Raw genomic sequence first — 22,596 nt, forward strand, 5'->3', positions numbered from 1 at the left:
GGTCAGGCCTGCGGATTGCGGTTGGGCGTGAGCTTGTTCGCCGCGACCAGCACGACGATGCAGACCACGGAAGTAATCAGCACCAGCAGGTTGGCGGTATCGTCCTGCCCCGCCTGCACGGCTTCGTACACGGCGATCGACAGCGTCTGCGTCTTGCCGGGGATGCTGCCGGCCACCATCAGCGTCGCGCCGAACTCGCCCATCGAACGGGCGAACGCCAGCAAGGTGCCGCCCAGCACGCCGCGCCAGGCCAGCGGCAGCGTCACGCGCAGGAACACGCCGAACGGCGAAATGCCCAGCACCTTGGCGGCCTGCTCCAGCTGCGTGTCGACAGTTTCAAACGCCGCCCGCGCGCCCTTGAGCACCAGCGGAAACGCCACCACGGCCGCCGCGATCACCGCCGCCTGCCAGGTGAAAATCAAATTGATGCCGAACATCTGCTGCAACCACGCGCCGAGCGGACCATGACGGCCGATCACCACCAGCAGGTAGTAGCCGAGCACGGTGGGCGGCATCACCATCGGCAAGGTCAGCAGCGCGTCCAGCAGCTCGCGCCCCGGAAAGCGCTTGCGCGCCAGCAGATAGCCCAGCGCCACGCCGAACACCAGATCCAGCAAGGTCGCCCAGCACGCCACCTTCAGCGACAGCCGCAGCGCGATCCATGCCGGTTCGGCGAGAAAACCGTCCACCGCTTACGGGCGGCCGAAACCGTACTTGGCCAGGATCGCCTGGCCGGTGCTCGACAACACGTAGTCGGCGAACTGGCGGCCGGCGGCCGCTTGCGGGCCGGCCGCGATCACGGCGATCGGGTAGCTGACCGGGGTTTCGGTCGGCACGGTGGCGATGACCTTGACCTTGTCCTTCATCACAGCGGCATCGGTGGCGTAGACGAAACCGGCATCGACTTCGCCGCGCGCCACGTAGTCCAGGCTCTGGCGCACCGAGGTGCCGTAGATGGCTTTCGGTTCGACGGCGGCCCACAGCTTGGCCTGCTCCAGCGCGTGCTTGGTGTAGCGGCCCACCGGCACGCTGGCCGGATTACCCATCGTCACGCGGGTGACGGCGGCCTGCTGCAAATCGGCGATGCCCTTGATCGGCAAGGTGGCGGCGACCGGCGTAATCAGCACCAGGCTGTTGCTGGCGAAGTTCTTGCGGCTGCCGGCGGCCAGCAGCTTCAGGCTGTCGGCCTTGTCCATCGCATCCTGGTCGGCGGAGGCGAATACATCGACCGGAGCGCCCTTGGCGATCTGCTGCACCAGTGGATCGGAGGCGGCGAAGTTGAACTGCACCTTGTCGCCGGCGTGCTCCTTTTCGTAGGCGGCGCCGATTTCCTTGAACGCATTGGTCAGGCTGGCCGCGGCCGACACCGTGATCTCCGCCGCCGACGCCGTCGCGCCCATCGCTGCCAGTACCGCCACCACGCCAAGTTTCAATCCACGCATCGTTATTCCCTTTAAGTAATGAACACGCAATAAACCCGATTATATAGCGCAAGGCGGATTCCGGCGCTATGCATCCGGATATACGTGATATACATTGTCTTCAGCACAGGGCATATGAAAGGAATCAACATGGGCAACTCCCGCCCCGCCACGGACTGGCTGCGGCGCGGCCTCCAGGCCGAGGGCGTAGACCTGGTCGAAGCCTTCTTCCAGGGTGCCGCCTACGGGCCGCACCGCCACGACAGCTACGCCATCGGCCTGACCATGGCGGGCGTGCAATCGTTCCGCTACCGCTCGTCGATGCGGCACAGCCTTTCCGGGCAGGCCCTGGTGCTGCATCCGGACGAAGTCCACGACGGCCAGGCCGGCACCGACGCCGGCTTCCACTACCGCATCGCCTATCTGGCGCCGGCCTTGCTGCAACAGGTGCTGGGCGGTGCGCCGCTGCCGTTTGTCGATGGCGGCGTGTCGGCCGACGGCAGGCTGGTCAGGGCGGCGCGCGGGCTGCTGTCGAACTTCGACGCCCCGCCCAGCTCGCTGGAGCGCGACGACGCGCTGGTCGACATCGCCACCGCGCTGCGCCAGGTGGCGGGCCAGCCGGACCTGCCGGGCGGCGACTTCCTCGCCGCCCAGCGCGCCCGCGAATACATCCACGACGCGCTGCTGTCGCCGCTGACGCTGGAGCAGCTGGCGCAGGCCGGCGGCCGCGACCGCTGGAGCCTGTCACGCGACTTCCGCCGCTACTTCGGCACCAGTCCGCACCGCTACGTGACGCTGCGCCGCCTGGAGCTGGCGCGCCAATTGATGCTGAACGGCCTGCCGCTGGCCGACAGCGCCGTCCACGCCGGCTTTGCCGACCAGCCGCACCTGACCCGCCATTTTGTCGCCGCCTACGGCATCGCGCCTGGCCGCTGGCTGCGCCTGAACCGGCGCCAGTGACAATCGCAACGCACAAACGTTCAAGACTGCCCGCGCGGAATTGTCCAGAATGACGACTCCCCCTACACCGGAGCCATCATGAATCTTCCCGTATCTCCCGCCGCCAGCGCCGCCGCGCTGTCCGAGCACTGGTCGCCACGCGTGATCGCCGAACTGGATGACAGCTACATCAAAGTCGCCAAAGTACTGGGCTCGCTGGCCTGGCACAGCCATGACGCCGAAGACGAACTGTTCTTCATCCTGAAGGGCCGGCTGCGCATCGAAATGGAAGACGGCGCGGTGGAGCTGGAAGAAGGCCAGGCCTACGTCGTGCCGAGGGGCGCGCGCCACAACCCGGTCGCGGAGCAGGAATGCCTGATCATGCTGATCGAGAAAAAAGCCACGCTGCACACCGGTACCACGATGACCGCGAAAACCCGCTCGATCACCGAGCAACTTGGCGACAGCATGCTATCCTAGCAAGATTACAGATGACCACTGCTTCAACCAATGATTCAATCAAAAGCCACCCTGCAGACGGGGCAGAAGTTTTCCCGCATCTTGTTGCTGATGACCGCCGCCGTGTTTTTCTGCGCCGCATTCAGCGCCAGCCAGACCTTCATGCATCAGCGCGTTGGCATCCTGGCGATGGCGACGCTATTTGCCCATATCGGCAGCAACACCACCGCACTGCGCACGCCTGCGCTAGGCTTTCAGTGGAAGCATATGTCCACCACCCCGCGCGCGCTGCTGCTCGCGGCCGGCATGCTGCTGACACTGTCGACCACCATGAGTTTTTTCGACCTCTGAATCCCGCAGCGCCGGCCAGGCTAGTCGTGCATCAGAATATTGAGCAGCCTGCCGAACGGATCGCGCACGAATAGCCGCCGCACGCCCCAGGGTTCGCTGGCCGGGCCGTATTCCAGCGGCACGCGCGCGGCGACCAGGCGCCGATGCACCTCATCGAGGTCATCCACCTCGATCGACAGGTCCGGCACCGGCGTACCCGATCCGCCTTCGGACGCAAAACTGATCTGCGGCACCATCTCCCCCGCCCCCGCCAGCGTGACGATCCAGCCGTGGTCCATGACCACCGACAGCCCCAGCACGCCGCTATAAAAGGCCTTGGCCGCCTCGGTGTCGGCCGTGGCGATATTGGTGACGATACGTGTTACCTGCATGTGCATCTCCTTTCAACGATGAGCGGGACGGCCGGGTGTGGTACATTCACGCCTCGATTCTTTCCAGCCGTGCCCAACATGTCCTCCCTGAAGTACCTCAGCGCCTATTCCGAGCAAACCCAGCAGCAAGTATCGCAACTCCTGTCCCAGAACCGCCTGGGTGAAGTGCTGCTCAAGCGCTACAGCAAGGCGCACGACGTGCGTACCGACAAGGCACTTTACCAGTACGTGCAAGATTTGAAAAATGAACATTTGCGCAACGCCGAACCGATCAACAAGGTCGAGTACGACAGCAAGATCCACGTGATCAACCACGCGCTGGGCTTGCACACCTCGATCTCGCGCGTGCAGGGCGGCAAGCTCAAGGCCAAGCACGAGATCCGCGTGGCCACGATGTTCAAGGAAGTGCCGCAGGAATTCCTCACCATGATCGCGGTCCACGAGCTGGCCCACGTGAAGGAAAAGCAGCACGACAAGGCCTTCTACAAGCTGTGCACCTACATGGAGCCGAACTACCACCAGTACGAGTTCGACCTGCGCCTGTACCTGACGCATCTGGACAGCAGCGGCACCAAGCTGTGGAGCTGATTCACGGTCCCTTGCGGTACTGCCCCACCCAGTCACGCAGGCCGTAGGGCTTGAGGATGCGCTCCAGCTGCCCGGACTCGTGCAGCCGGGCGATGCCCTCGTCGAATTCCCTGGCCAGCGTTTTCGATTCCGCCAGCGCCGGCGACAAGGCGAAATACGAATAGCTCACCGGCGCGCAGCCCGCCTGCCGCAGCCGCACATCGGCATGTTTGGCCATGATGTAGCTGACCAGGTTTTCATCTTCAATAAAACTGTCCAGCCGGCCCAGCATCAGCTTGCGCGCCAGCCGGTAGCCCAGATCCTCACCGTAATTGACTTCGAACGCCGCCAACCCTTGCGCGACGGCCTGGTCGATCTCCTTGCCGTAGGTGTAGCCCTGGACGATGCCCACGCGCTGCCCGGCCAGCGAGGCGGCGTGCTTGTACTGCCAGCGGCTGTCCGGCGCCGTGTAGAAGCAGTAGCGGTTGCGCGAGATGGGCGTGGACGGGAAAATGAAATCCGGGGCCTCGTCCTTGTAGGTGGGCGACGTGGCGCTGTAGCGGCCCGCGCGCACGGCCACCAGGGCGCGGGCATAGTTGAGATTTTCGTAGCGGACCGGCCGGCCCAGCGGCTTGAAGATGGCCCGCAGGATGTCGATGGTGAATCCTTCCTGCGCCGTACCGGCCTTGCAGCTGAACGGACACCAGAAGTCCGGAGCCACCACGGTGATGGCGTCCGCCGCCGCTGCCGGCTGCGCCACAAAGGCGGCCGCCAGCACGGCGAGCAGCATGCGGCGGGATGACGTCCCGCCCGTCATGCCTAGGCCTTCAATAGTTGCAACAGCGCCTGCGGTTCGGATGCGGACATCATCAGCGCCGCGTGCTGCGGACGGATGAAGCCCTGCGCGCTGGCGTGCTGGATGAAGCCGTTCAGGCCGTCATAGAAGCCGTCCACGTTCAGCAGGCCGATAGGCTTGGCGTGGATGCCCAGCTGCGACCACGTCAGCATCTCGAACAATTCTTCCAGCGTGCCCATGCCGCCCGGCATGGCGATAAAGCCGTCGGCCAGGCTGGCCATCATGGCCTTGCGCTCATGCATGTCCTTGACGATGAACTGGCGCGTCAGGCCGGTGTGGCCCACTTCGCGCTCGACCAGCGCGGTCGGGATCACGCCCGTCACATCGCCGCCCAGGCGCAGCACTTCATCGGCGATGGTGCCCATCAGGCCCACATTGCCGCCGCCGTAGACCAGCGACAGATTACTTTCCACCAGGGCGCGGCCCAAGGCGCGGGCCGCCTCGGCATACACAGGGCTGACGCCGGCATTGGCGCCGCAATATACGCAAATCGCTTTCACTACTGTTTTTCCTCTTCCAATTCTCGTTTCGCCGCATCCGTATCCAGGCGCTCGGTCGCGTCGTGGATGGTGCAGCGGGCGGCCGCTTCGCACAGGCCGATGGCGACGGCCTGCTTCTTCTTACCTTCCAACATCATCATCGCGCGCGCATAACGGACGCGGGCAATCGCCGAATCCGGCGTCAGCGCCAGCGCGGTTTCAAACTGTTTATAACATTCTTCTTTTTTCACGCCGTAGGTCAGGTTGCCGATCATGGCGCCTACCTTGTCGAGGATCTCGGCGTGGTAGACGCCCAGCGCGATATGCGCGTCGGCGCGCTGCGGCGCCAGGCGGATCGCCGTATCGAGGCTGTTGCGCACCTTGGCGCCCAGGCCCTGCGCCAGCGCCTTGACCACCGAAATGCCCTGCGAATACTGGCCCAGCGCGTAGGCGTGCCAGTAGTAGCCGGATGGATTGTTCGGCTGCTCCAGCTGCTGCCGCTCGCAGCGCTCGGCCACGCATTCGAAGGTGGCCAGCTTTTTCTGCGGACTGCGTTCCAGGTAATGGGCGTAGATGCAGATGGCCTTGTGCGCCACCGAGTAGCCGTTCACGCCCACATCCAGGCCCAGCCGCGCGGCCCGCTCGAACTCGCCGGCATGGAAGGCGATCCACGCCTGCACCAGCAGCGGGTTGGTGGGGAACGGTTCCCGGTCGCCGCTGTGCAGCAGCGGCCAGGCGGCCTCCAGGCTGGCTGCCGTGTACTGATACGCGGGATCAGGATACGGGAAGGGGTTCCACGCCATTGCAGTCTCCGTCAGCTTACTTGAGCTTCTTCAGATATTCTTCGGACAGTTTCTGGAACAGCAAACTGGTTTCGTTGCGCAGATACGGGCCGATCTGCGACAGCACCTGGTAGCAGCCGCGCGCCAGCGCATCGGCCATGGACTGCTGCTCGCTGTACTTGCGGGGATTGCGCACGTATTCGTAGGACAGCCAATACGTCGCCACCACCACCATATTCGTGGCCATGGCGTCGATGGCGGTGTCGGAGGCTTCCAGCGATTTTTCGCTGCGCAAGTCTTCGCACAACTGCTTGGCCACCTTGATCTTGTGCGCCAGGATTTGCTTGAAGTGCAGCTCCAGCTTGCGGTTGCGCGACAGCAGGTCGTTCAGGTCGCGGTAGAAGAAGCGGTAGCGCCAGATCAGTTCGAACATCAGGTGCAGGTACAGCCACACGTCCTCGATGTTGGAGCGGCGGCCGTTGGGCACGGTCAGGATGCGCTCGATCTCGGCTTCGAACTGGACGAAGATCGAGTTGACGATGTCGTCCTTGTTACGGAAATGGTAGTACAGATTCCCCGGCGAGATATTCATCTCTTCGGCGATCACCGTGGTGGTGATATTGGGTTCGCCGAATTCGTTAAACAAGCGCAGCGACAGTTCGAGTATGCGTTCGCGGGTACGGCGGGGTGCTTTTTGTAGCATAGCAAGGAAACCTCTGTTTATTCTCCTGCAAGCATAACACCGATGAGTCGATCTTAGAAACATCCGTGCGTGCTTTTACGCGCACATGCCGGCCAGATGCCGCAAGATGCGGCTAAGCGGGCCCAACTGCGGCTATTTCGCGGCGGTTTTGGCCCGCGCGCGGGTTGCAGGCTTGGCGGCCGGCTTGGCTGCGGGCTTGGCCTTGGCCTTGGCGGCGGCCGGCTTTTTGGCCGCAGGCTTGGCCGCTGCCTTCGCCACGGCCGGTTTTTTGACGGCCGCCGGCTTGCCGGTCAGCGCAGCCACCTGCCCGGTCAGCTCGTCGATGCGCCGGTTCAGCGCCGCGACTTCCTCGGCGGTGGGTACGCCGATCGAGCTCAGCGCGCGCAGCACGCGCTCCTCGAACAACTGCATCGAAAAGAACTTGCCCTCCTCTTCCTGCGCCTTGGCGAAGGCGCTCAGGCCGGCCTGCCAGATCTCCTGCGACGACATGCGCACCACCTCGGCGGTTTGCTGATCGCCGTTCTGCTTCAACTTCTTTGCCATGTGACTATCCCTAGATTGCTTTGCCAATATTTTATTGTAGTTGGCAAAACTAGAGAACGTTTTCTAATGCTAGGTCTCCAATTTCACGGTCGGCCTGGTGTTGGGGAAGATCTGTTCGACCGCCGGCTCGCCGGGGCCGGGCTTCTGCATGGCATAGGCATTGACCGGCTGCGAGCGGTTGACCCACAGCGTGTAGTACAGGTGGTCGGCGCGCGGGTCATCGGTGTTCGGATGGATCAGGATGGTCAGGCCCAGGCTGTTCAACTGCAGCCACGGCACGATCACATGCAGCTGCTCGTTGCTGAAACCGAAGTAGAACGACGGCGTCACATGCGGGCCGCGCGGCGCCAGGTTCCAGTTGCCCAGTTCGATGACGAAGCGCTCCGCCGCCCACTTGTGCAGCAGCGCCGCCTTGTGGAAGTTGTCCTCGTCAAAATAGATGTGGGCGTGGTAGCTCTTGATGTCGGTGTAGGGCCGCGGCTTGGTCGGCAGCACCTGCTCGCCCGGCCGCACGCTGGCGGGACGCGTGGTGGCTTCCTTCCAGGTGTCGTAGCCCCAGGGGCTCTTGCCGTCGGCCGCCAGCGCGCTGCCGGCCACGCCGGAAGCGGCAAACGCCGCCATCAGGCCGCCGCCGCGCAGCACGCTGCGCCGGCGCGGCGACAACAAATCGGCCCAGTGCTGGTCTTCGTGTGGATGCAATTCGCTCATGCAGTTTCTCCTTTGCGCCTCAGCGTAAGGGGAAAGCGGCGGCGGAAGGTATCGTTTCGCGCTAGCTTATGCGTTTTAGTTTGAAGGCCCGATGTATTTGTCGAGGAACTCCAGCAAGGTGTTGTAGTAGATGACCTCGTTGCGCACATAGTGGAGGCCGTGTCCCTCTTCCTCGAAAGCCAGCCACTGCACTTTTTTCTGCTGCGCCTCCAATGCCTTCTTCATCTTTTGGCCGTGCGCAATCGGCACCCTGACATCGTCCTCGCCATGCATGATCAAGACCGGCGCCTTGATGCGGTCGGCATGCTTGAGCGGCGAGACGTCGTCGAAGCGCACCTTGTTCGATCGCGCATCGCCGATATGCGCCAGCATCATCTCCCGCATCACCTTGCTGCCGGTGCGGTCCGAGCTGTCATGAAACATGAACTCGATATCGGAGACGCCGGCGAAGCTGACGCCGCATTGATACAGGTCCGGCGTCTTCACCAGCCCCCACAGCGCCGCGTAGCCGCCATAGCTGGCGCCGGCGATGCAGATGCGCTTGGGGTCGGCGATACCCTGCTTGATCAGATACTCGACGCCGGCGCTGATATCGTCCTGCATGGCCAGGCCCCATTGTCCGAATCCCGCTTCCTGGAAGCGCCGGCCAAAACCGCTGGAGCCGCGGAACTGCGGCTGGAACACCGCATAGCCATGCGCCGCCAGGATTTGCACCTCAGCGTTCCATCCCCAGTAGTCGCGGGCCGTGGGGCCGCCGTGGATCAGCACCACCAGCGGCACGGCGCCCTTCTTGCCTGCGGGCCGGGTCAGGAAGGCCGGAATGTTCAAGCCGTCCGCAGCGGCGTAGGTCAGGGTTTCCATCGGCCGCATGTCGGCGCCGGCCAGCTTGGGCTTGGCGACGGCGACCAGGCGCATCATCCCGGTCGCCATGTCCACCAGATACCATGAACCCGGATCGATATCGCTGCTCGAATGCACCAGCACCATGCCCTTGGGGTTGCCGGTGATCTGGTTGTAGCGCTGCGGCAGCGCCTTGTCGATGGCCAACTGCACCGCATGCCAGGCCGGATTGAACCAGACTTGCTGCGGCATCATGCCGCGCGTCGTCACCTGCTCGAACGACGTCTGGTCGATGCCGTTGACGTCGAGGATGTCCTGTGTCGGATGGCCCGCCATCAGCTCGCCGAGCGCGCGGTTCTTCGTGTCGTAGGCATAAATGGCATAGGTGTCGCGGCCGGAACGCGACGACACCACCAGCGTGTCGGCTTCGTCCGGCACATACATCGGCATCCAGTAATCGTCGGTGACGGCAAACTCGGCCAGCTTTTCCCACTCGGCGCCGGCCGAACGCTTGTACCAGTTGGAGACCTTGGAGACATCCTTCCAGAAGGCCGAGTTCACCAGCGTGACAGCCCGCAGTTCGCCGCGCTTGTCGAAGGCCCACTTGATGGCCTTGCCGCGAGGGTAGCTGAATTTCTTCATGGCGCCGGTGCGGGCGTTGACCAGTCCGACGTCGCCATCCTCCTGGTCGGTGTACACCAGCAGGTTCGGCGACAGCGCGTTGCCGCGCTCGGCATTGCCGATGACGGCTTCGCCGAGGTCGGCGACCTTCTTGCCGTCCAACTGGATGGACTCGGCTTCGATGCCGTAGTCCACCGCGAGCACCTCGTTGTCGACCCAGCTCACGGCGCGCGGCGCTTTGTGGAAGATCCAATAGCCCTCCATGACGCGCTTGCCTTCGGACAGCAGGCGCGGCGTCAAGGTCTCGGTGTCGTAGAGGATCAGGCTGGTGTTGGTGCCGTTGTAGCCGATGCCGACGATGTGCTTGCCATCGGGCGACAGGGTCAGCGCCTGCGTGCCCAGGGGATTGACGGCCTGGTCGATGGTCAACGGCTCGCCCGATGCATCGCCCGGGATGAGCACCAATGCCAATATGACCGCCCACAACTCCTTCATCCGCGCCTCGCACAATGTTATCAATCCAGCATTGTGGCAGAAAAAGTATTCAGGGCAATTAATTTTATTCGAGAGCAGCAGTCAGAACTCGCGCGCCGCCAGCGCGTCGACCTGCTGCCGGCTGGGGAAGCTGCGCAGGCGGTAGCGGGCCGGATAGCCCTCCTCGCTGCGCGCCAGCTCGGCGATGCTGGCGCGCAGGTCGTCCCAGGCCACCAGCTTGGGAGCGCCGACGCCGCTTTCGCTGTCGTCGTCCGGCCGCACCAGTGCCACTAGGTCCACCTCCGGCAGCAGCGTGTCCACGCCCTCGGTCCAGACGCCGTAACTGATCAGCCGCCCGGTGTCGGTCTTCTGCACCAGCTGGCAGGTGGCGACGAAGATGTCGACCTGCTCGCGCTCGTAGGCCTTGTCCAGCAACTGCTTTTGCGAGGCGTAGTCGTCGGCCAGGTAGATTTTCTTCAGCTGCTCCAGCTGGGCCAGCACCTCCGCATCCGGCGGCAGGTAGGCCACCGCCTTGCCCTGCTCGAAGCGGTACATCAGCGCGGAAATGACGCGGCCCTCGTCGCTGGCATAGCCGCGCGCCAGCGCCAGCATCGCCAGCTGCGCCGCGCTGTTGTGGGACGAGGCCACCAGCAGCCGGTTACGCGTCGGCATCATGACCACCGGATCGCCGCCGACATTGAGCCGGAAGAACAGGTCGGCCAGCAGGATGCGCGAGGCTTCATACGAGTCGTCCCAGGCCGCCATCTGCACGCCGGGCGCGACCTGCACGAAGTTGGCGACGCTGATGTCGCGCAGGTTGTCGAGCGCGGCGGCCAGCGCGGCGTCGAAGGACACGCCCCAGTCCGTCAGCGCCGACTGCGACAGCGTCTGGATCGAGTGCGGGCTGTCGTAGGCCAGCATCAGCACGCTGTCCGCGCTGAACGGCACCGAACCGTCCTGGTAAGGCTTGCCCGTGCCCTGGGCCGCCTGCGTCAGCCGCATGTATTCGACGATCGCGCGCCCGCGCAGCACCGGCCGCAGGCCGCTGCGCGCCTCGGCGAAGGTGGCCGGCAAGGCCGGCGCCTGCATGCTGCGGATGTAATGGGCCAGCACTTCGGGCCGCTGCTTGCGCGATGCCGCGCAGTAGTCGCGGTAGGCATTGTGCAGGTTGTAGATCTCGGCGCCGCCGCTGCCGCCGACCAGCCGGAACTCGTCGGCGTCGTAGCTGAGCGGCCCCGGATGGCCGCCGTCGGCAAATGCCCGCAGGGCCAGCCGGGAGAATTTTTCGGGCGTGGGTGTCGATGCAAAAAAGTCGAAAATACCCAAACTCACTCCTCGATGACGTTTTCGACCACCGCCAGCGGCGCCGGCACCGGCCCGCCGTGCACCTGCGCGTGCAGGCGGAAGCCTTCGCGGATATTCTCGCGCAGCACCGCGCCCTTCCACGGCTTGGTGTAGAAGCGGTCGATGGCGCCGTGGTTGATGGCGGCCATGATGGGCGTCAGGTCGGCGTAGGCCGACAGCATGATGCGGAAGGTGTCCGGCGCCAGGTTCTTGACGCGCTCCATGAACTCGGTGCCGCTCATCAGCGGCATGCACTGGTCGCACAGGATCACCTGCACCCGGTTCTGCGCCAGCACGTCGAAACCCTCGGCCGCCGTCTGCGCGGTCAGGATGCGGTAGCCGTCCTGCGACAGGAAATCGGTCAGCACGTCGAGCATGAAGGCGTCGTCGTCGACGATCAGCAAGGTCTGCTGTTCGACCACGTTCTCGTCGGCCGGCGCCTGCAAGTAGCGGCCTTCGCGCAGCATGGCTTCGAAGTCCTCTTCAGGCAGCGGACGGCTGAAGTAATAGCCCTGCATCTCGTCGCAGCCGTGGCGGCGCAGGTAAGCCAGTTGCGCATCCTTCTCCACGCCCTCGGCGATCACTTCCAGCTTCATGCTGTGCGCCATGTTGATGATGGCCAGCACGATGGCGGCGTCGTCCGGGTTGCTGGTCACTTCGCGCACGAAGGCGATGTCGATCTTCAGCTTGTCGATCGGGAAGCGCTTCAGGTAGGCCAGCGACGAGTAGCCGGTGCCGAAATCGTCGATCGAGATCTGGATGCCCAGCGCCTTCAGGTGCTGCAGCACGGTGATGGTCTCTTCGGCGTTGGACATCAGCGAACTCTCGGTCAGCTCCAGCTCCAGCAGCTCGGGCGCGATGTCGTGCTCCTTGATGGCCTTGAGCACCTCTTCCTCCAGCCCGCCGACGAAGAACTGGATGCCCGAGACGTTGACCGACAGGTGCACCGCGCCCACGCCCGACTTGCCCCATTCGGCGATCTTGCGGCAAGCCTCTTGCAGCACCCAGTTGCCGACCCGGACGATCAGCCCGGTCTCTTCCAGGATGGGAATGAACAGCGCCGGCGACACCATGCCGTGGCCCGGCCGCTTCCAGCGTATCAGCGCCTCGGCGCCGCTGATGCGGCCGCTGCCGATGTGCACCTTGGGCTGGAAATGCAGCACGAACTCGCCGTTGTCGATGGCGCGGCGCAGCGCGTTCTCCAGGTCCAGCCGCGCCAGCGATTGCGCGTTCATCTCCGAGGTGAAGAAGCGGAAGGCGTCGCGCCCCGCCTCCTTGGCGCGGTACATGGCGGTGTCGGCGTACTGGATCAGCGTGTCGGGGTCGTTGCCGTCGTCCGGGTAGACGGCGATGCCGATGCTGGCCGTCACCGTCACCTCGTGGCCCTTGAGGTCGAACGGCCGGCGCATCGATTCGCGGATCTTGTCGACCACGGCGATGGCGTTCTGCGCGCCCTCGGGCAGCATCAGGATGGCGGCGAACTCGTCGCCGCCGAAGCGGCCGATGGTGTCGCGCACCCGCAGGCAGTCGACCAGCCGGCTGGAGAACTGCCGCAGCAGCTCGTCGCCGATGGTGTGGCCCAGCGTGTCGTTGACGTTCTTGAAGCGGTCGACGTCGAGGAACAGCACCGCCAGCGACCACTTGTGATCGTTGGCCTGGCGCAGCGAGTGGCTCAGCGAATCGTAGAACTGGCTGCGGTTGGGCAGGCCGGTCAGCGTGTCGAAGTGGGCCAGCTTGAGCAGGCGCTGCTCGGCTTCCTTGCGTTCGGTGATGTCGCGCGCCACCGCCACCAGGATCCAGCTGGGGCCGGAGCGCAGCGTGCGCCGCTGCACTTCCACCGACAGCGGCGAGCCATCCTTGCGGTACAGCAGCAGCTCGGTCATGGCGCCGCTCTGGTCGCCGGCCAGCAGCTTGTCGTACAGTTCTTCCAGCCGGTTCAGGTCGCCCTCGATGGACTTGTTGGGGCCGACCTTGAGGAAGTCCTCGCGCTCGTAGCCCAGCATGCGGCAGGCGGTGACGTTGACGTCGACGAAGCACATGCCGGCGCGGTCGACCAGGAAGATGGCGTCGGCGGTGGCGTCCATCGCCAGGCGGAAGCGGCGCAAGTCTTCGTCGAGGCGGATGCGGGCGTTCATGTCCAGCGTCAGCTGGGCGTGGTGGCGCTTGATTTCATCGTACAGCAGCAGGTTTTCGTAGGCCACCGAGATCTGCGCCGCCACCGTGGCGGCGACGCGCTCGTCGACTTCGGAAAAGCCGTCGGCGCCCAGCTTGTCGACCAGGTAGAGCCAGCCGTGGATGCGCTCGCGCGAGGCGATCGGCACGCCGAGGAAGGAATGCACCGGCGGATGGCTGGCCGGCAGGCCGATGCCGGCCGGATCGCCGTTCAAGTCGTTGATGCGGCAAGGCTGGCGCTGTTCGAGCAGGCCCCGCAGCACGCCGGCGCGCGGCGCCAGCGCGATCTGCCGCGCCGGCACGCCGGCGCCGCAGCTGGCGAAGTAATTCAGCTCGGCCGCGCCCGGCTCCAGCACGCCGATGCACGCATACTTGGAAACGCAGATGTTCTGCGCCACGCGGCAGCCGATCTCGATCAGCGCGCCGGGGTCGCGCTCGGCGCCCAGCTCGATGCCCAGCTCGATCAGCGCGGTCAGCCGCAGGCTCACCGCCTGCAGGCTGGACAGCGAACTGGTGAGCCGCTGCGTCATGCGGGTCAGGTTTTCCGGCGCCGCCTCGTCGGTGTCCTGGGCAAAGCGCGACAGCAGCTGGCTGCTCGATTCCAGCTCGCCCAGGTATTCGGCCACCTTGTCGTCGATGTTGTGGAAGCGCCCTTCTTGCGGCGGCTCCGGCGCGAACGACGGCAGCGTGCTGTCCTCGGCCACGCCGGCCAGGCCCAGCGCCTCGTGCACGGTGCGCAGGATGACTTCGGGATCGGAGGGCTTCGGCAGCACCCAGCGCACGCCGCACGATTGCGCCACCGCCATCGCCTCGCGCTCGCGGTAGGTGGCGGTGTAGAAGATCACCGGCACGTCGGCCGTCTCCGGGTTGCCGTGCAGGCGGGTGACGAATTCGTAGCCGTCCATGTTCGGCATCAGGATGTCGGAGATCACCAGGTCCGGCTTCTCGGCCTGCACCATGGTCAAGCCTTCGGCGCCGTTGGCCGCCTCCAGCAGGCGGTGGCCGCCGTAGCCCAGCAAGGTCATCAGGAATTCGCGGTTCAATACGTGATCGTCCACGATCAGTATCGTCGCAATGTCGTTTTTAGGCGGGGTCGACACCGCCCCGCTGAGAAAAGACTCGATCTGCGCCACGAAGGTGTCGGGCTCGACCGGCTTGCCGATGTAGCCGTCGAAGCCGGCCTCCAGCAGTTTTTCGCGGTCGCCCATCATGGCCAGCGCCGTCACCGCCAGCGTCGGGATGTGGCGCACCGCGGGGTCGGCCTTGAGCGCGGCCACCACGCCGTAGCCGTCCAGCTTGGGCAGGTGGACGTCGCAGATGATCAGGTCCGGCAATTCCCGCCGTGCCGCCTGGACGCCGGCCTCGCCGTCGCAGGCGGACAGTGGCACATAACCGAAGGCGCGCAATAAATACACCATCAACTCCATGTTGGTGGCGTTGTCTTCTATGATCAGGATACGTGCCGACACGTTGAGCTCCCCTTCTTCAGCGTTCCAGCGGCAGCGCCAGGGTGAACACGCTCCCGACGCCCGACTCGCTGTCAAACAAAATCTCACCACGCAGCATTTCCGCCAGCCGCTGGCTCAGGTGCAAGCCCAGCCCGGTCCCCTCGTCCTGCCGCATCTTGCCGGCCTCCAGCTGCGCAAAAGCCTGGAACAGCGTGCCCTGCGCTTCCTCATCGATGCCGCTGCCGGTATCGCTGATGCTGATCGTCACGCACGAGCGCTCGCTGACGGTGCCGGTGTCCAGCTGGACCATCACCTTGCCATGGTCGGTGAACTTGATCGCGTTGTGCAGCAAATTCATCAGTATCTGTTGCAGCGCGCGGCGGTCGGCGACCACGGTCAGGTCTTGCGGCGCGCTGACGAATTCCAGTTCCAGCCCCTTGTGGCGGGCCTGTGGTTTAAACAGCAACAATACCTCGTCGATAAGCTGACGGCATTGCAAGGGCATCAGGTCCAGTTCCAGCTTGCCCGTTTCGATCCGGGTCAAATCCAGCATGTCGTTGATCATCGACAGCAGATGGCGCGCGCTGCTTTGCACGGTCCGCAATTGTTTTTCCTGTTCACCATTTATTGGCCCAGGCAACTTCATCAACATAGTACCCGTAAAACCGATGATCGCGTTCAACGGCGTGCGCAATTCGTGCGACATGCCGGTCAGGAAGCGGTCCTTGGCGGCGCTGGCGCGCGCCAGTTCGGCGTTTTTCTCCTGCAGCGAACGCTCGATCCGCCTGCGTTCGCTGGTGTCGCGGATTGCACTCATGACCAGCGTGCCTTCCAGCGTTTCGATCGGGCTCAGGCTGATTTCGACGGGGAATTCCATGCCGTCGCTGCGCAGGCCGTACAGCTCGCGGCCGCCGCCCATGGGCCGCACCACCGGCTGGTGCTGGAAGCCGTTGCGGTGCTGCACGTGGCGCGCGCGGAAGCGCGGCGGCATCAACTGCTCCAGCGGAATGCCGCGCAGGGCGCCGCGCGGATAGCCGAACAAGGCTTCGGCCTGGGTGTTGGCCAGCACGATGCGGCCGCTGGCGTTGGCCATGATGATGGCGTCCGGCAGCGACTCCAGCAAGCCGTCGAAGCGCGCCTCGACCAGCTTGGCGTCGCGCAGCACCTTGAGCGCGGTGACGTCTTTTTTACTCCACAAAATATAAGCGGGCCGGCCGTCGTCGTCGTGCACCAGCTTGGACGAGCTGTCGATGTACACCAGCGCGCCGTCCTTGGCGTGGCGCATCGATTCATAATTGGCGGTGCCGTCCTGCAGCGTCTGCCGCAAGACGGTCTGCTCCTGGTCGGCCATGCCGGGCGGGACGATCAGCTCGGCCAGCCGGCGGCCCAATGCCTCCTCGCTGCTGTAGCCGAACACCGCCTGCGCGCCGTTGCTCCAGCATACGACCTCCCCGTCCAGCGATGTCAGCACGACAGCGTCGGGTGTTTCATTCAGGATGAGGGTGCCGAAGTCCGTTACCATCGCGTCGCCTTTTCTTCCCGTTACACATGATAAACATACAGCAATGGGCCACGCCAATACTCACAGAAAATCACAGCCCGGCGGCGGCAGCGATTTCATTCATGGTGCAGCCCAGGATGTCGGGGTGGCGGCCGAGCGCCACGTGGCCTATGGCGCCGAAGACGAGATTGCGGGCGCCGGGCAGCGCGCCCGAGTCCTGCGGCGCGACGATATTGTCGTGAACGGAATAGATGGAGCTGATCAGGCCACGTTGCAAATTTGCCTCAGATGCGGCCAACTCCGCCAGCCACGCGCTGTTGTGGCGCATCTGCGCGGCGTTGCCGCCGGGGCCGAACAGCGCCAGCGCCGTGCCGTGGTGCGGCGTGCCCAGCGTGACGATGCGCGCCACGGCGGCGGCGCCATAACGGCGCAGCCAGGCGCGCGCCACCAGCCCGCCCATGCTGTGGCCGACGATGATCACTTGCGCGCTGCCGGTGGCGGCGCACAGGCGTTCGACCGCCGCCTGCACCTGCGGCGCGTAGGCGTCGATCGAGGCGCCGGGCGGCTCCAGGTCGATGCCGTAGTGGCTGATGCCGGCCCGCGCCAGCCGCGCGCTCAGCGGCCGCCAGTAGCCGCTGTTGCAGGCGTAGCCGTGGATCAGCAGCACCGGCAGGCCGCGCGCCTGCGGCTGCAATTGCAGGCCGAGCGGCTTGAGCATGTCGTAGGAGGAGGCCAGCAGCGAGGCGCGGAATTCGTGCAGGAACAGGCTGGCGGCGCGCGCCGGGTTGAGCGCATGCGCGGCCGGCGTGGCCGCGCCCTTGCCCGCGCGCGAGCTGAGCAAAAAGTTGTTGGCGGAGATCGCCGCCCGCAGCAGCAGCACGGCGGCCAGGCCGGCGGCCACGTAGGCCAGCGCCGTCAACGGCGGGTTCAGCGGCGCCACCCAGTCGGGCCGCCACGCATGATGCAAGCCGGCCGCCAGCGCCAGCACGGCGCCGGCTTGCACCAGCAGCAAGAGGATAATCCAGCGTTTGATCATGCCGCCATCATACCCTCGCCGCGACAATCAGGTGCGGACCGGCCTCGCCGCCGGCTTGCCGGTCAGCTGCTGCGCCAGGCCGCTGGCCAGCCGCGCCACGATGCCGAAGATCGACAGCTGGGGATTGGCGCCGATCGAGGTCGGGAACAGCGAGCCGTCGTACACCGACAGGTTGGCCAGGCCGTGGTAGCGGCCGTCGGCGCCGGCCACGCCCTGGCGCGGGTCGTCCGACATGGTGCAGCCGCCCATCACGTGGGCCGACACCACGCGCGTCGCCAGCACCTTCAGCGGCAGCGCCGCGATGCCGGCCCTGGCCTGCGCCCAGCTGGTGTAGCGCGGCCCCGACTCGTGCACCGGCGACACGTCCTGGGCGCCGGCGGCGAACTGGATCTCGGCCATCGTCAGCATGGCGCGGCGCGCGCCGTCCCAGATGAAATCGGTCAGCGGGTAGTCCAGCACCGGGGCGCCGTGGGCGTCCAGCGCCACGCTGCCGCCGGCGGCCTCGGCGTGGAAGCCGTCGCGCAGCAGCGCCAGGATGGCCTGCTTGTGCGGGAACTGCGCCATGTCGCCCGCGTGCTGGGCGCCGAAGCCGCCGGTGGTGGTGGCCAGCAGCAGCGGATGCAGCGGCGGCACCTCCAGCTTGTAGCCCATGGGGCCGTCGATCGGCTGGTCGTGCAGGAAGTGGTCGGAATACACCGTCTGCGGTGCGCCGGCGTAACCGTCCACGCGCTGGGCGAAGGTGCCGGCCGAAATCACCACCGGATGCAAAAAGGTGCGCTTGCCCAGCAGGCCGTGCGGATCGGGCGCTCCCGAGCGCATCAGCAGCGCCGGCGAATTGATGGCGCCGCCCGCCACCACGTAGTGCCGCGCCTTCAGCGTGATGCGGCGGCCGGTCGGCAGCATGCCGGCCGCGTCCAGCGCCACGCAGTCCAGCTGCGCCACCTTGTCGCCGTGGATGACGAAGCGCTCTGCGCGGGCGCGCGTCAGCAGCGTCGCGCCCTGCCCCAGCGCGCCCGGGATGGTCGTCACCAGCATCGACTGCTTGGCGTTGGTCGGGCAACCCATGCCGCAGTAGCCCAGGTTCCAGCAACCGTTGACGTTGCGCCGTATCAGCGCGGTCGGGATGCCCAGCTTGGCGGCGCCGCGGCGCAGCACGTCGTTGTTTTCGTTGGGCGCCGCCGCCCAGTCGGAGATATTGAGGCGCTGCTCCATCAGCTCGAACCACGGCGCCAGCGCGGCCGGCGTGTAATCCTTTAAACCATATTGTTTAGTCCAATAGTCCAGCGTGATGTCCGGCGTGCGGAAGCTGCTGGTCCAGTTGACGGTGGTGGTGCCGCCGACGGTGCGGCCCTGCAGGATGTTGATGCCCTTGTCGCGCGTCTTGCGCGCCGCCGATTCCTGGTACAGCTGCGGATAGGCCTCGGCCTCCTTCATGTTGAAGTCCGACGACGAGCGCAGCGCGCCCTCCTCGACGATCAGCACGCGCAGGCCGGACAGCGCCAGGATCTCGGCCGTGACGCCGCCGCCGGCGCCGCTGCCGACGATGATGACGTCGGCCTCCAGCGTCAGGTCGGCCTCCAGCCGCGCGCAGTCGGTGACGCGCCAGCCGGCGGCCAGCCCGGCCCGCACCGGGTCGGGGATCACGCCCTTGGAGGGAAGGATGGGAATGTTGGTGTTCGGCTGGTTCATTTCAGCAGCTCCTTCAGCGGGCCGGGATAGCCGATGGCGGCCCACGAGGACGGCTCCGCATACCACGGGCCGAGGATCAGGTCATGCAGCGCCAGATAGGCGGTCTGCAGCATGGCGAGGCGGTGGTGGCGCCAGCTTTGCAGGAAGGCGGCGATCTCCTCCGGCGCGGCCTGCGCCCAGCTGCCGGAGACGCCGGCCAGCAGGCGCCGCGCCGGTCCCAGCGCCAGCAGGCCGAACAGATCCTGCACTTCCTTTTGCGTGGACAGCGGCAGGCCGTGGATGGCGGCCAGCGTGCGCGCCATGGCGTCGCCCACGGCCGCCGCGCGCGCGGCCGGCTCGGCCGGCAGCACCGGGCCCAGCATCGCCGGCACGATGGCGGCCAGCACGGCCTTGGCCTCGCCGTCCAGCGTGAAGGGATTTGGGAGCGCCGGCGGATGCGCCAGGCGATAGATGGCGCCGCCGGCTGCGAGCGTGATCGCAGCGGCTGCGCCGATCTTCAGGAAAGATCTGCGGGTAGTCATGTCTCCGTCCGTCTGTATTTTTTTAATCCAACTAGTGTACGTGAACGGACGGAAAACCCCGATCGCAAAAAATAGAGGACGCCGTCTAGTCGGCGCGCGCCACCTTGCTGCCCAGGTAGGCGTCGGTGGACTGCACCAGCATCGCCTTCTCGGCCAGCTTGAAGCGCGCCGCCTCCATGCCGCGCCCCAGGTTGGGCAGCAGGTCGGCCGGCACCCGGCCCTTGATCCAGGTCTCCAGCTCGTCGAGCGGCAGCGCGCGCCAGAACATCTCCGGGCTGTACTGCGCCAGTATCATCGGCGCGAAAGGCTGGTGCGGGGCCATCAGGCGCTCGGTGTTCTGCGCGAAGACCGACCAGGCCAGCTGCGGATGCTCGTCGGCCAGCACGCCCACCAAGGTCATGCGCACCATGTCGGCCTGCTTCGGGATCTCGTCGGACAGGGCGATCGCGGCCGCCTGTTGGGCCAGCGCCGGATCGCGCACCCGCATCAGCGCCGTGTAGAAGCGCCGCATCTCGGTTTCATTCCGCGCCGATTTGGCGACCGCGTGCAGCTGCTCGAAATCGGCCGCCGTGGCGTTGGCGGCCACGGTCTGCAGCACCATCGCCTGGTCGTCGGCGGCGACGGCCTTGCGGTCGGCGACGAACGCGGCGAAGCGCCGGCGGGCGCCGGCGACCACCTCCTGGTCGCCCCACTTGCCCAGGTCGGCCAGCAGCGCGCGGCGCAGCTTCTGCATGCCGGGCGCTTCGTCCGGCCGCGCCTCCCAGCCCAGCTGCGCCGACAGCGGCTTGACCAGCGCGCGCGCATAGGCGGCGAAGGCGGCGTGGCCCGGCGTGCCGCGTTCGGCGGTTTCTATCGTGTCCAGCGCGCCGGTGATCTGCTCCCACGCGCGCTGGTTGGGCGTGGCGCCCATCGCCGAGGCCAGCGCCAGCCAGGTGCCCAGCGGCTGGGCGCCGGCGCGCACCAGCGCCCACTGGTCGTCCAGCAGCGCGATGCGGTCGGCTTCCGGCAGCGTGCCGAAGGACGCGGTGTTCTGCGTCAGCGTGAAGCCGTCGTAGGCGACGCGGAAGTAGCCGAGCGCGCCGGCGTTGACGCTGAGCGCTTCGTCGCAGCGGCCGGCCGCCATGCTTTGCTGGTCGCCGTCGAACAGCACCGGCCGCGCCGCGCCGGTGCCGCTGCGCACCTGCAGCGGCACGGGCCAGCGGCCGGTGCCGCTGCCCAGTCCCTGCAGCAGGAAGCGCTGCTGCATCAGGTTGATGGTGCGGCTGCCGAAGATGTCGCAGCTGGCGATCACCGACACCAGCGGGAAGCCCGGCTGCGACGTCCAGGCGGTGGCGATGTCGCTGACATTGCCGGCGCCGGCCGCGTCCAGCGCCTTCCACAGGTCGCCGCCGAAGGTGTTGGAATAGGCGTTCGCCTTCATGTAGCCGCGGATGCCGTTGCGGAAAGTGTCAGGGCCCATGTAGGCCTCCAGCATGCGCAGCACCGCCTGCCCCTTGCTGTACGTGATGGCCGGGTCGAAGGCGTTGGTCGCCTCCAGCTCGTTGGTGACATGCTGGACGATGGCGTGCGAGGTGGCGCGCGAGTCGGCGTTCATCGCGCCTTCCTTGCTCTCGTCCTGGGACTCCCACCAGCGCCAGCTCGGGTTGCGCAAGTCGGTCTGCTTGGCCGCCATCCACGAGGCGAAGCTTTCGTTGAGCCACAGTTCGTCCCACCAGCCCATCGTCACCAGGTCGCCGAACCACTGGTGCGCCATCTCGTGCGCCTGGATGCTGTAGACGCGCTGGCGGTTGACCATGGTGCTGGACGGCGTGATCAGCAAGGCCTGGTCGTTGTAGGTGATCGCGCCCCAGTTTTCCATGGCGCCGCCGAAGCCGCCGGGGATGGCGATCGAATCGAGCTTGGGCAGCGGATAGCGCACGCCGAAGTAATCGTTGTAGTCGGCCAGGATCTGCTGGGCGTTGGCCAGCGCCTGCTTGCCGCCCTGCTCCTGGCCCTGGACCGCGGCCACGCGGAAGATGGTGCCGTCGCTTTCGGCGCTGATGTGGGCCAGGTTGCCGCCGGTGAATTCGACCAGGTAGGACGGCATCTTCGGCGTCGGCGCGAAGCGGGTGGTGGCCAGCTCGCCCTGCACGCTGCGGCTCGCCTCCGGCATGTTGGAGTAGACGGCCCACTTGACCGGCACCGTCACGCTGAGCTTGAACACGGCGCGGAAGGCCGGCTCGTCCCAGCAGGGGAACATGCGGCGCGCGTCGGTGGCTTCGAACTGCGTGGTCAGCATCGCGTCCTTGACGCCGGCCGGCGTCACATACTCCTGGAGGAACAGGCCGCGCGGTTCTTTTTCGATCTTGCCGACGTAGCTGAAACTGAGCGTGTGCGGGCCCGCCGCGGCCGGCTTGGCCAGCGTGACCGTGGTCAGCTGCGCCTTGTCGTCGGACACCACGGCCTTCACCGGCTTGCCGTCCAACAGGACTTTGCTCAGTTTCTGGTTCAGCGAATTGAACTGGATGGTGGCGCTGGCGGTCTTGAACACCAGCGCGATGCTGGCGGTGCCGGCCACGGTGCGCTCGGCGGCGTTGGGCGTGAGCGCGATGGTGTACTCCAGCGGCACCACGTTCTTCGGCAGCCGCCCCGGCGCCTTGGCGAACTCGAAGCGCGGCGGCGGCGCGCTCTGCGCCAGGGCCGTCGTGAAGGGGAAAGCCAAGGCCAAAGCCAGGCACAGCGCGCCGCGAGAGTGCATATCGAGCTCCTGTAAGAGTGAGTTTCCGATGTCG

At 66.0% G+C, this 22,596-nt stretch carries 21 protein-coding genes; 4 read left to right on the top strand and 17 right to left on the bottom strand.

The features are described from left to right. Nucleotides 1-2: 2 nt before the first annotated feature. Entirely contained in the window at nt 3-689 is a 687-nt protein-coding gene (modB, locus tag GEV01_RS21065) for a molybdate ABC transporter permease subunit (protein WP_328595579.1), read from the bottom strand. A 3-nt stretch (nt 690-692) separates the two neighbouring features. Beyond that, nucleotides 693-1,442: a molybdate ABC transporter substrate-binding protein gene (modA, locus tag GEV01_RS21070; protein ID WP_152807481.1), complete on the bottom strand. Its 750-nt coding sequence runs from the start codon at nt 1,440-1,442 to the stop codon at nt 693-695. A 129-nt stretch (nt 1,443-1,571) separates the two neighbouring features. Between modA and GEV01_RS21075 the strand changes: the two genes are divergently transcribed. The 3 genes from GEV01_RS21075 to GEV01_RS21085 all read left to right on the top strand — a co-directional run bounded on the left by GEV01_RS21075 (nt 1,572) and on the right by GEV01_RS21085 (nt 3,170). Then, nucleotides 1,572-2,381: a helix-turn-helix transcriptional regulator gene (locus GEV01_RS21075; RefSeq protein ID WP_152807482.1), complete on the top strand. Its 810-nt coding sequence runs from the start codon at nt 1,572-1,574 to the stop codon at nt 2,379-2,381. A gap of 78 nt (nt 2,382-2,459) precedes the next feature. Then, nucleotides 2,460-2,840 carry a cupin domain-containing protein gene (locus GEV01_RS21080; RefSeq protein WP_152807483.1) on the top strand — a complete coding sequence of 127 codons (381 nt, stop codon included), beginning with the start codon at nt 2,460-2,462 and terminating at the stop codon, nt 2,838-2,840. 30 nt (nt 2,841-2,870) lie between these two features. Next, nucleotides 2,871-3,170, top strand: coding sequence for a hypothetical protein (locus GEV01_RS21085; RefSeq protein ID WP_152807484.1), 300 nt, complete (start codon nt 2,871-2,873; stop codon nt 3,168-3,170). A 20-nt stretch (nt 3,171-3,190) separates the two neighbouring features. On the opposite strand, the gene GEV01_RS21090 is transcribed toward GEV01_RS21085, so the two are convergent. Then, nucleotides 3,191-3,541 (bottom strand): VOC family protein, encoded by a 351-nt coding sequence (locus GEV01_RS21090; RefSeq protein WP_008446934.1) that lies wholly within the window; start codon nt 3,539-3,541, stop codon nt 3,191-3,193. A 78-nt stretch (nt 3,542-3,619) separates the two neighbouring features. Between GEV01_RS21090 and GEV01_RS21095 the strand changes: the two genes are divergently transcribed. Further along, entirely contained in the window at nt 3,620-4,129 is a 510-nt protein-coding gene (locus GEV01_RS21095; protein ID WP_152807485.1) for a YgjP-like metallopeptidase domain-containing protein, read from the top strand. Between the two features lies 1 nt (nt 4,130). Here GEV01_RS21095 and GEV01_RS21100 read toward each other — a convergent pair whose 3' ends face one another. The 14 genes from GEV01_RS21100 to GEV01_RS21165 all read right to left on the bottom strand — a co-directional run bounded on the left by GEV01_RS21100 (nt 4,131) and on the right by GEV01_RS21165 (nt 22,562). After that, entirely contained in the window at nt 4,131-4,925 is a 795-nt protein-coding gene (locus GEV01_RS21100; protein WP_152807486.1) for a substrate-binding periplasmic protein, read from the bottom strand. A 2-nt stretch (nt 4,926-4,927) separates the two neighbouring features. Then, on the bottom strand, nt 4,928-5,464 hold the full coding sequence (locus GEV01_RS21105) for an LOG family protein (protein WP_328595580.1): 537 nt from the start codon (nt 5,462-5,464) through the stop codon (nt 4,928-4,930). After that, nucleotides 5,464-6,246, bottom strand: a complete 783-nt coding sequence (locus GEV01_RS21110) for a hypothetical protein (protein ID WP_152807487.1) — start codon at nt 6,244-6,246, stop codon at nt 5,464-5,466. Before GEV01_RS21110 ends, GEV01_RS21105 begins: the two co-directional genes overlap by 1 nt. A gap of 16 nt (nt 6,247-6,262) precedes the next feature. Beyond that, on the bottom strand, nt 6,263-6,928 hold the full coding sequence (locus GEV01_RS21115; protein ID WP_008446927.1) for a TetR/AcrR family transcriptional regulator: 666 nt from the start codon (nt 6,926-6,928) through the stop codon (nt 6,263-6,265). Between the two features lie 132 nt (nt 6,929-7,060). Continuing rightward, a complete protein-coding gene (locus tag GEV01_RS21120) occupies nt 7,061-7,471 on the bottom strand; it encodes a phasin family protein (protein ID WP_152807488.1) in 411 nt (136 codons plus the stop codon). Nucleotides 7,472-7,540: 69 nt separating this feature from the next. After that, nucleotides 7,541-8,179: a DOPA 4,5-dioxygenase family protein gene (locus GEV01_RS21125; RefSeq protein WP_152807489.1), complete on the bottom strand. Its 639-nt coding sequence runs from the start codon at nt 8,177-8,179 to the stop codon at nt 7,541-7,543. Nucleotides 8,180-8,254: 75 nt separating this feature from the next. Then, a complete protein-coding gene (locus tag GEV01_RS21130) occupies nt 8,255-10,135 on the bottom strand; it encodes an alpha/beta hydrolase family protein (protein WP_152807490.1) in 1,881 nt (626 codons plus the stop codon). A gap of 81 nt (nt 10,136-10,216) precedes the next feature. Next, complete coding sequence (locus GEV01_RS21135; protein WP_152807491.1) at nt 10,217-11,440, bottom strand: hypothetical protein; 1,224 nt, start codon at nt 11,438-11,440, stop codon at nt 10,217-10,219. A gap of 2 nt (nt 11,441-11,442) precedes the next feature. Next, a complete protein-coding gene (locus GEV01_RS21140) occupies nt 11,443-15,099 on the bottom strand; it encodes an EAL domain-containing protein (protein WP_328595581.1) in 3,657 nt (1,218 codons plus the stop codon). Nucleotides 15,100-15,115: 16 nt separating this feature from the next. Further along, complete coding sequence (locus tag GEV01_RS21145; protein WP_152807492.1) at nt 15,116-16,600, bottom strand: PAS domain-containing sensor histidine kinase; 1,485 nt, start codon at nt 16,598-16,600, stop codon at nt 15,116-15,118. Between the two features lie 70 nt (nt 16,601-16,670). Then, nucleotides 16,671-17,615 carry a lipase family alpha/beta hydrolase gene (locus tag GEV01_RS21150; RefSeq protein ID WP_152807493.1) on the bottom strand — a complete coding sequence of 315 codons (945 nt, stop codon included), beginning with the start codon at nt 17,613-17,615 and terminating at the stop codon, nt 16,671-16,673. A 27-nt stretch (nt 17,616-17,642) separates the two neighbouring features. Beyond that, nucleotides 17,643-19,304, bottom strand: a complete 1,662-nt coding sequence (locus tag GEV01_RS21155) for a GMC family oxidoreductase (protein ID WP_152807494.1) — start codon at nt 19,302-19,304, stop codon at nt 17,643-17,645. Next, on the bottom strand, nt 19,301-19,825 hold the full coding sequence (locus tag GEV01_RS21160) for a twin-arginine translocation signal domain-containing protein (RefSeq protein ID WP_152807495.1): 525 nt from the start codon (nt 19,823-19,825) through the stop codon (nt 19,301-19,303). The genes GEV01_RS21155 and GEV01_RS21160 overlap by 4 nt, the downstream gene beginning before the upstream one ends. An 85-nt stretch (nt 19,826-19,910) precedes the next feature. Then, nucleotides 19,911-22,562 carry a M1 family metallopeptidase gene (locus GEV01_RS21165; protein ID WP_152807496.1) on the bottom strand — a complete coding sequence of 884 codons (2,652 nt, stop codon included), beginning with the start codon at nt 22,560-22,562 and terminating at the stop codon, nt 19,911-19,913. Between the last annotated feature and the right edge of the window lie 34 nt (nt 22,563-22,596).

This window comes from Rugamonas rivuli (assembly GCF_009380165.1).
Classification (GTDB): Bacteria; Pseudomonadota; Gammaproteobacteria; order Burkholderiales; family Burkholderiaceae_D; genus Rugamonas; species Rugamonas rivuli.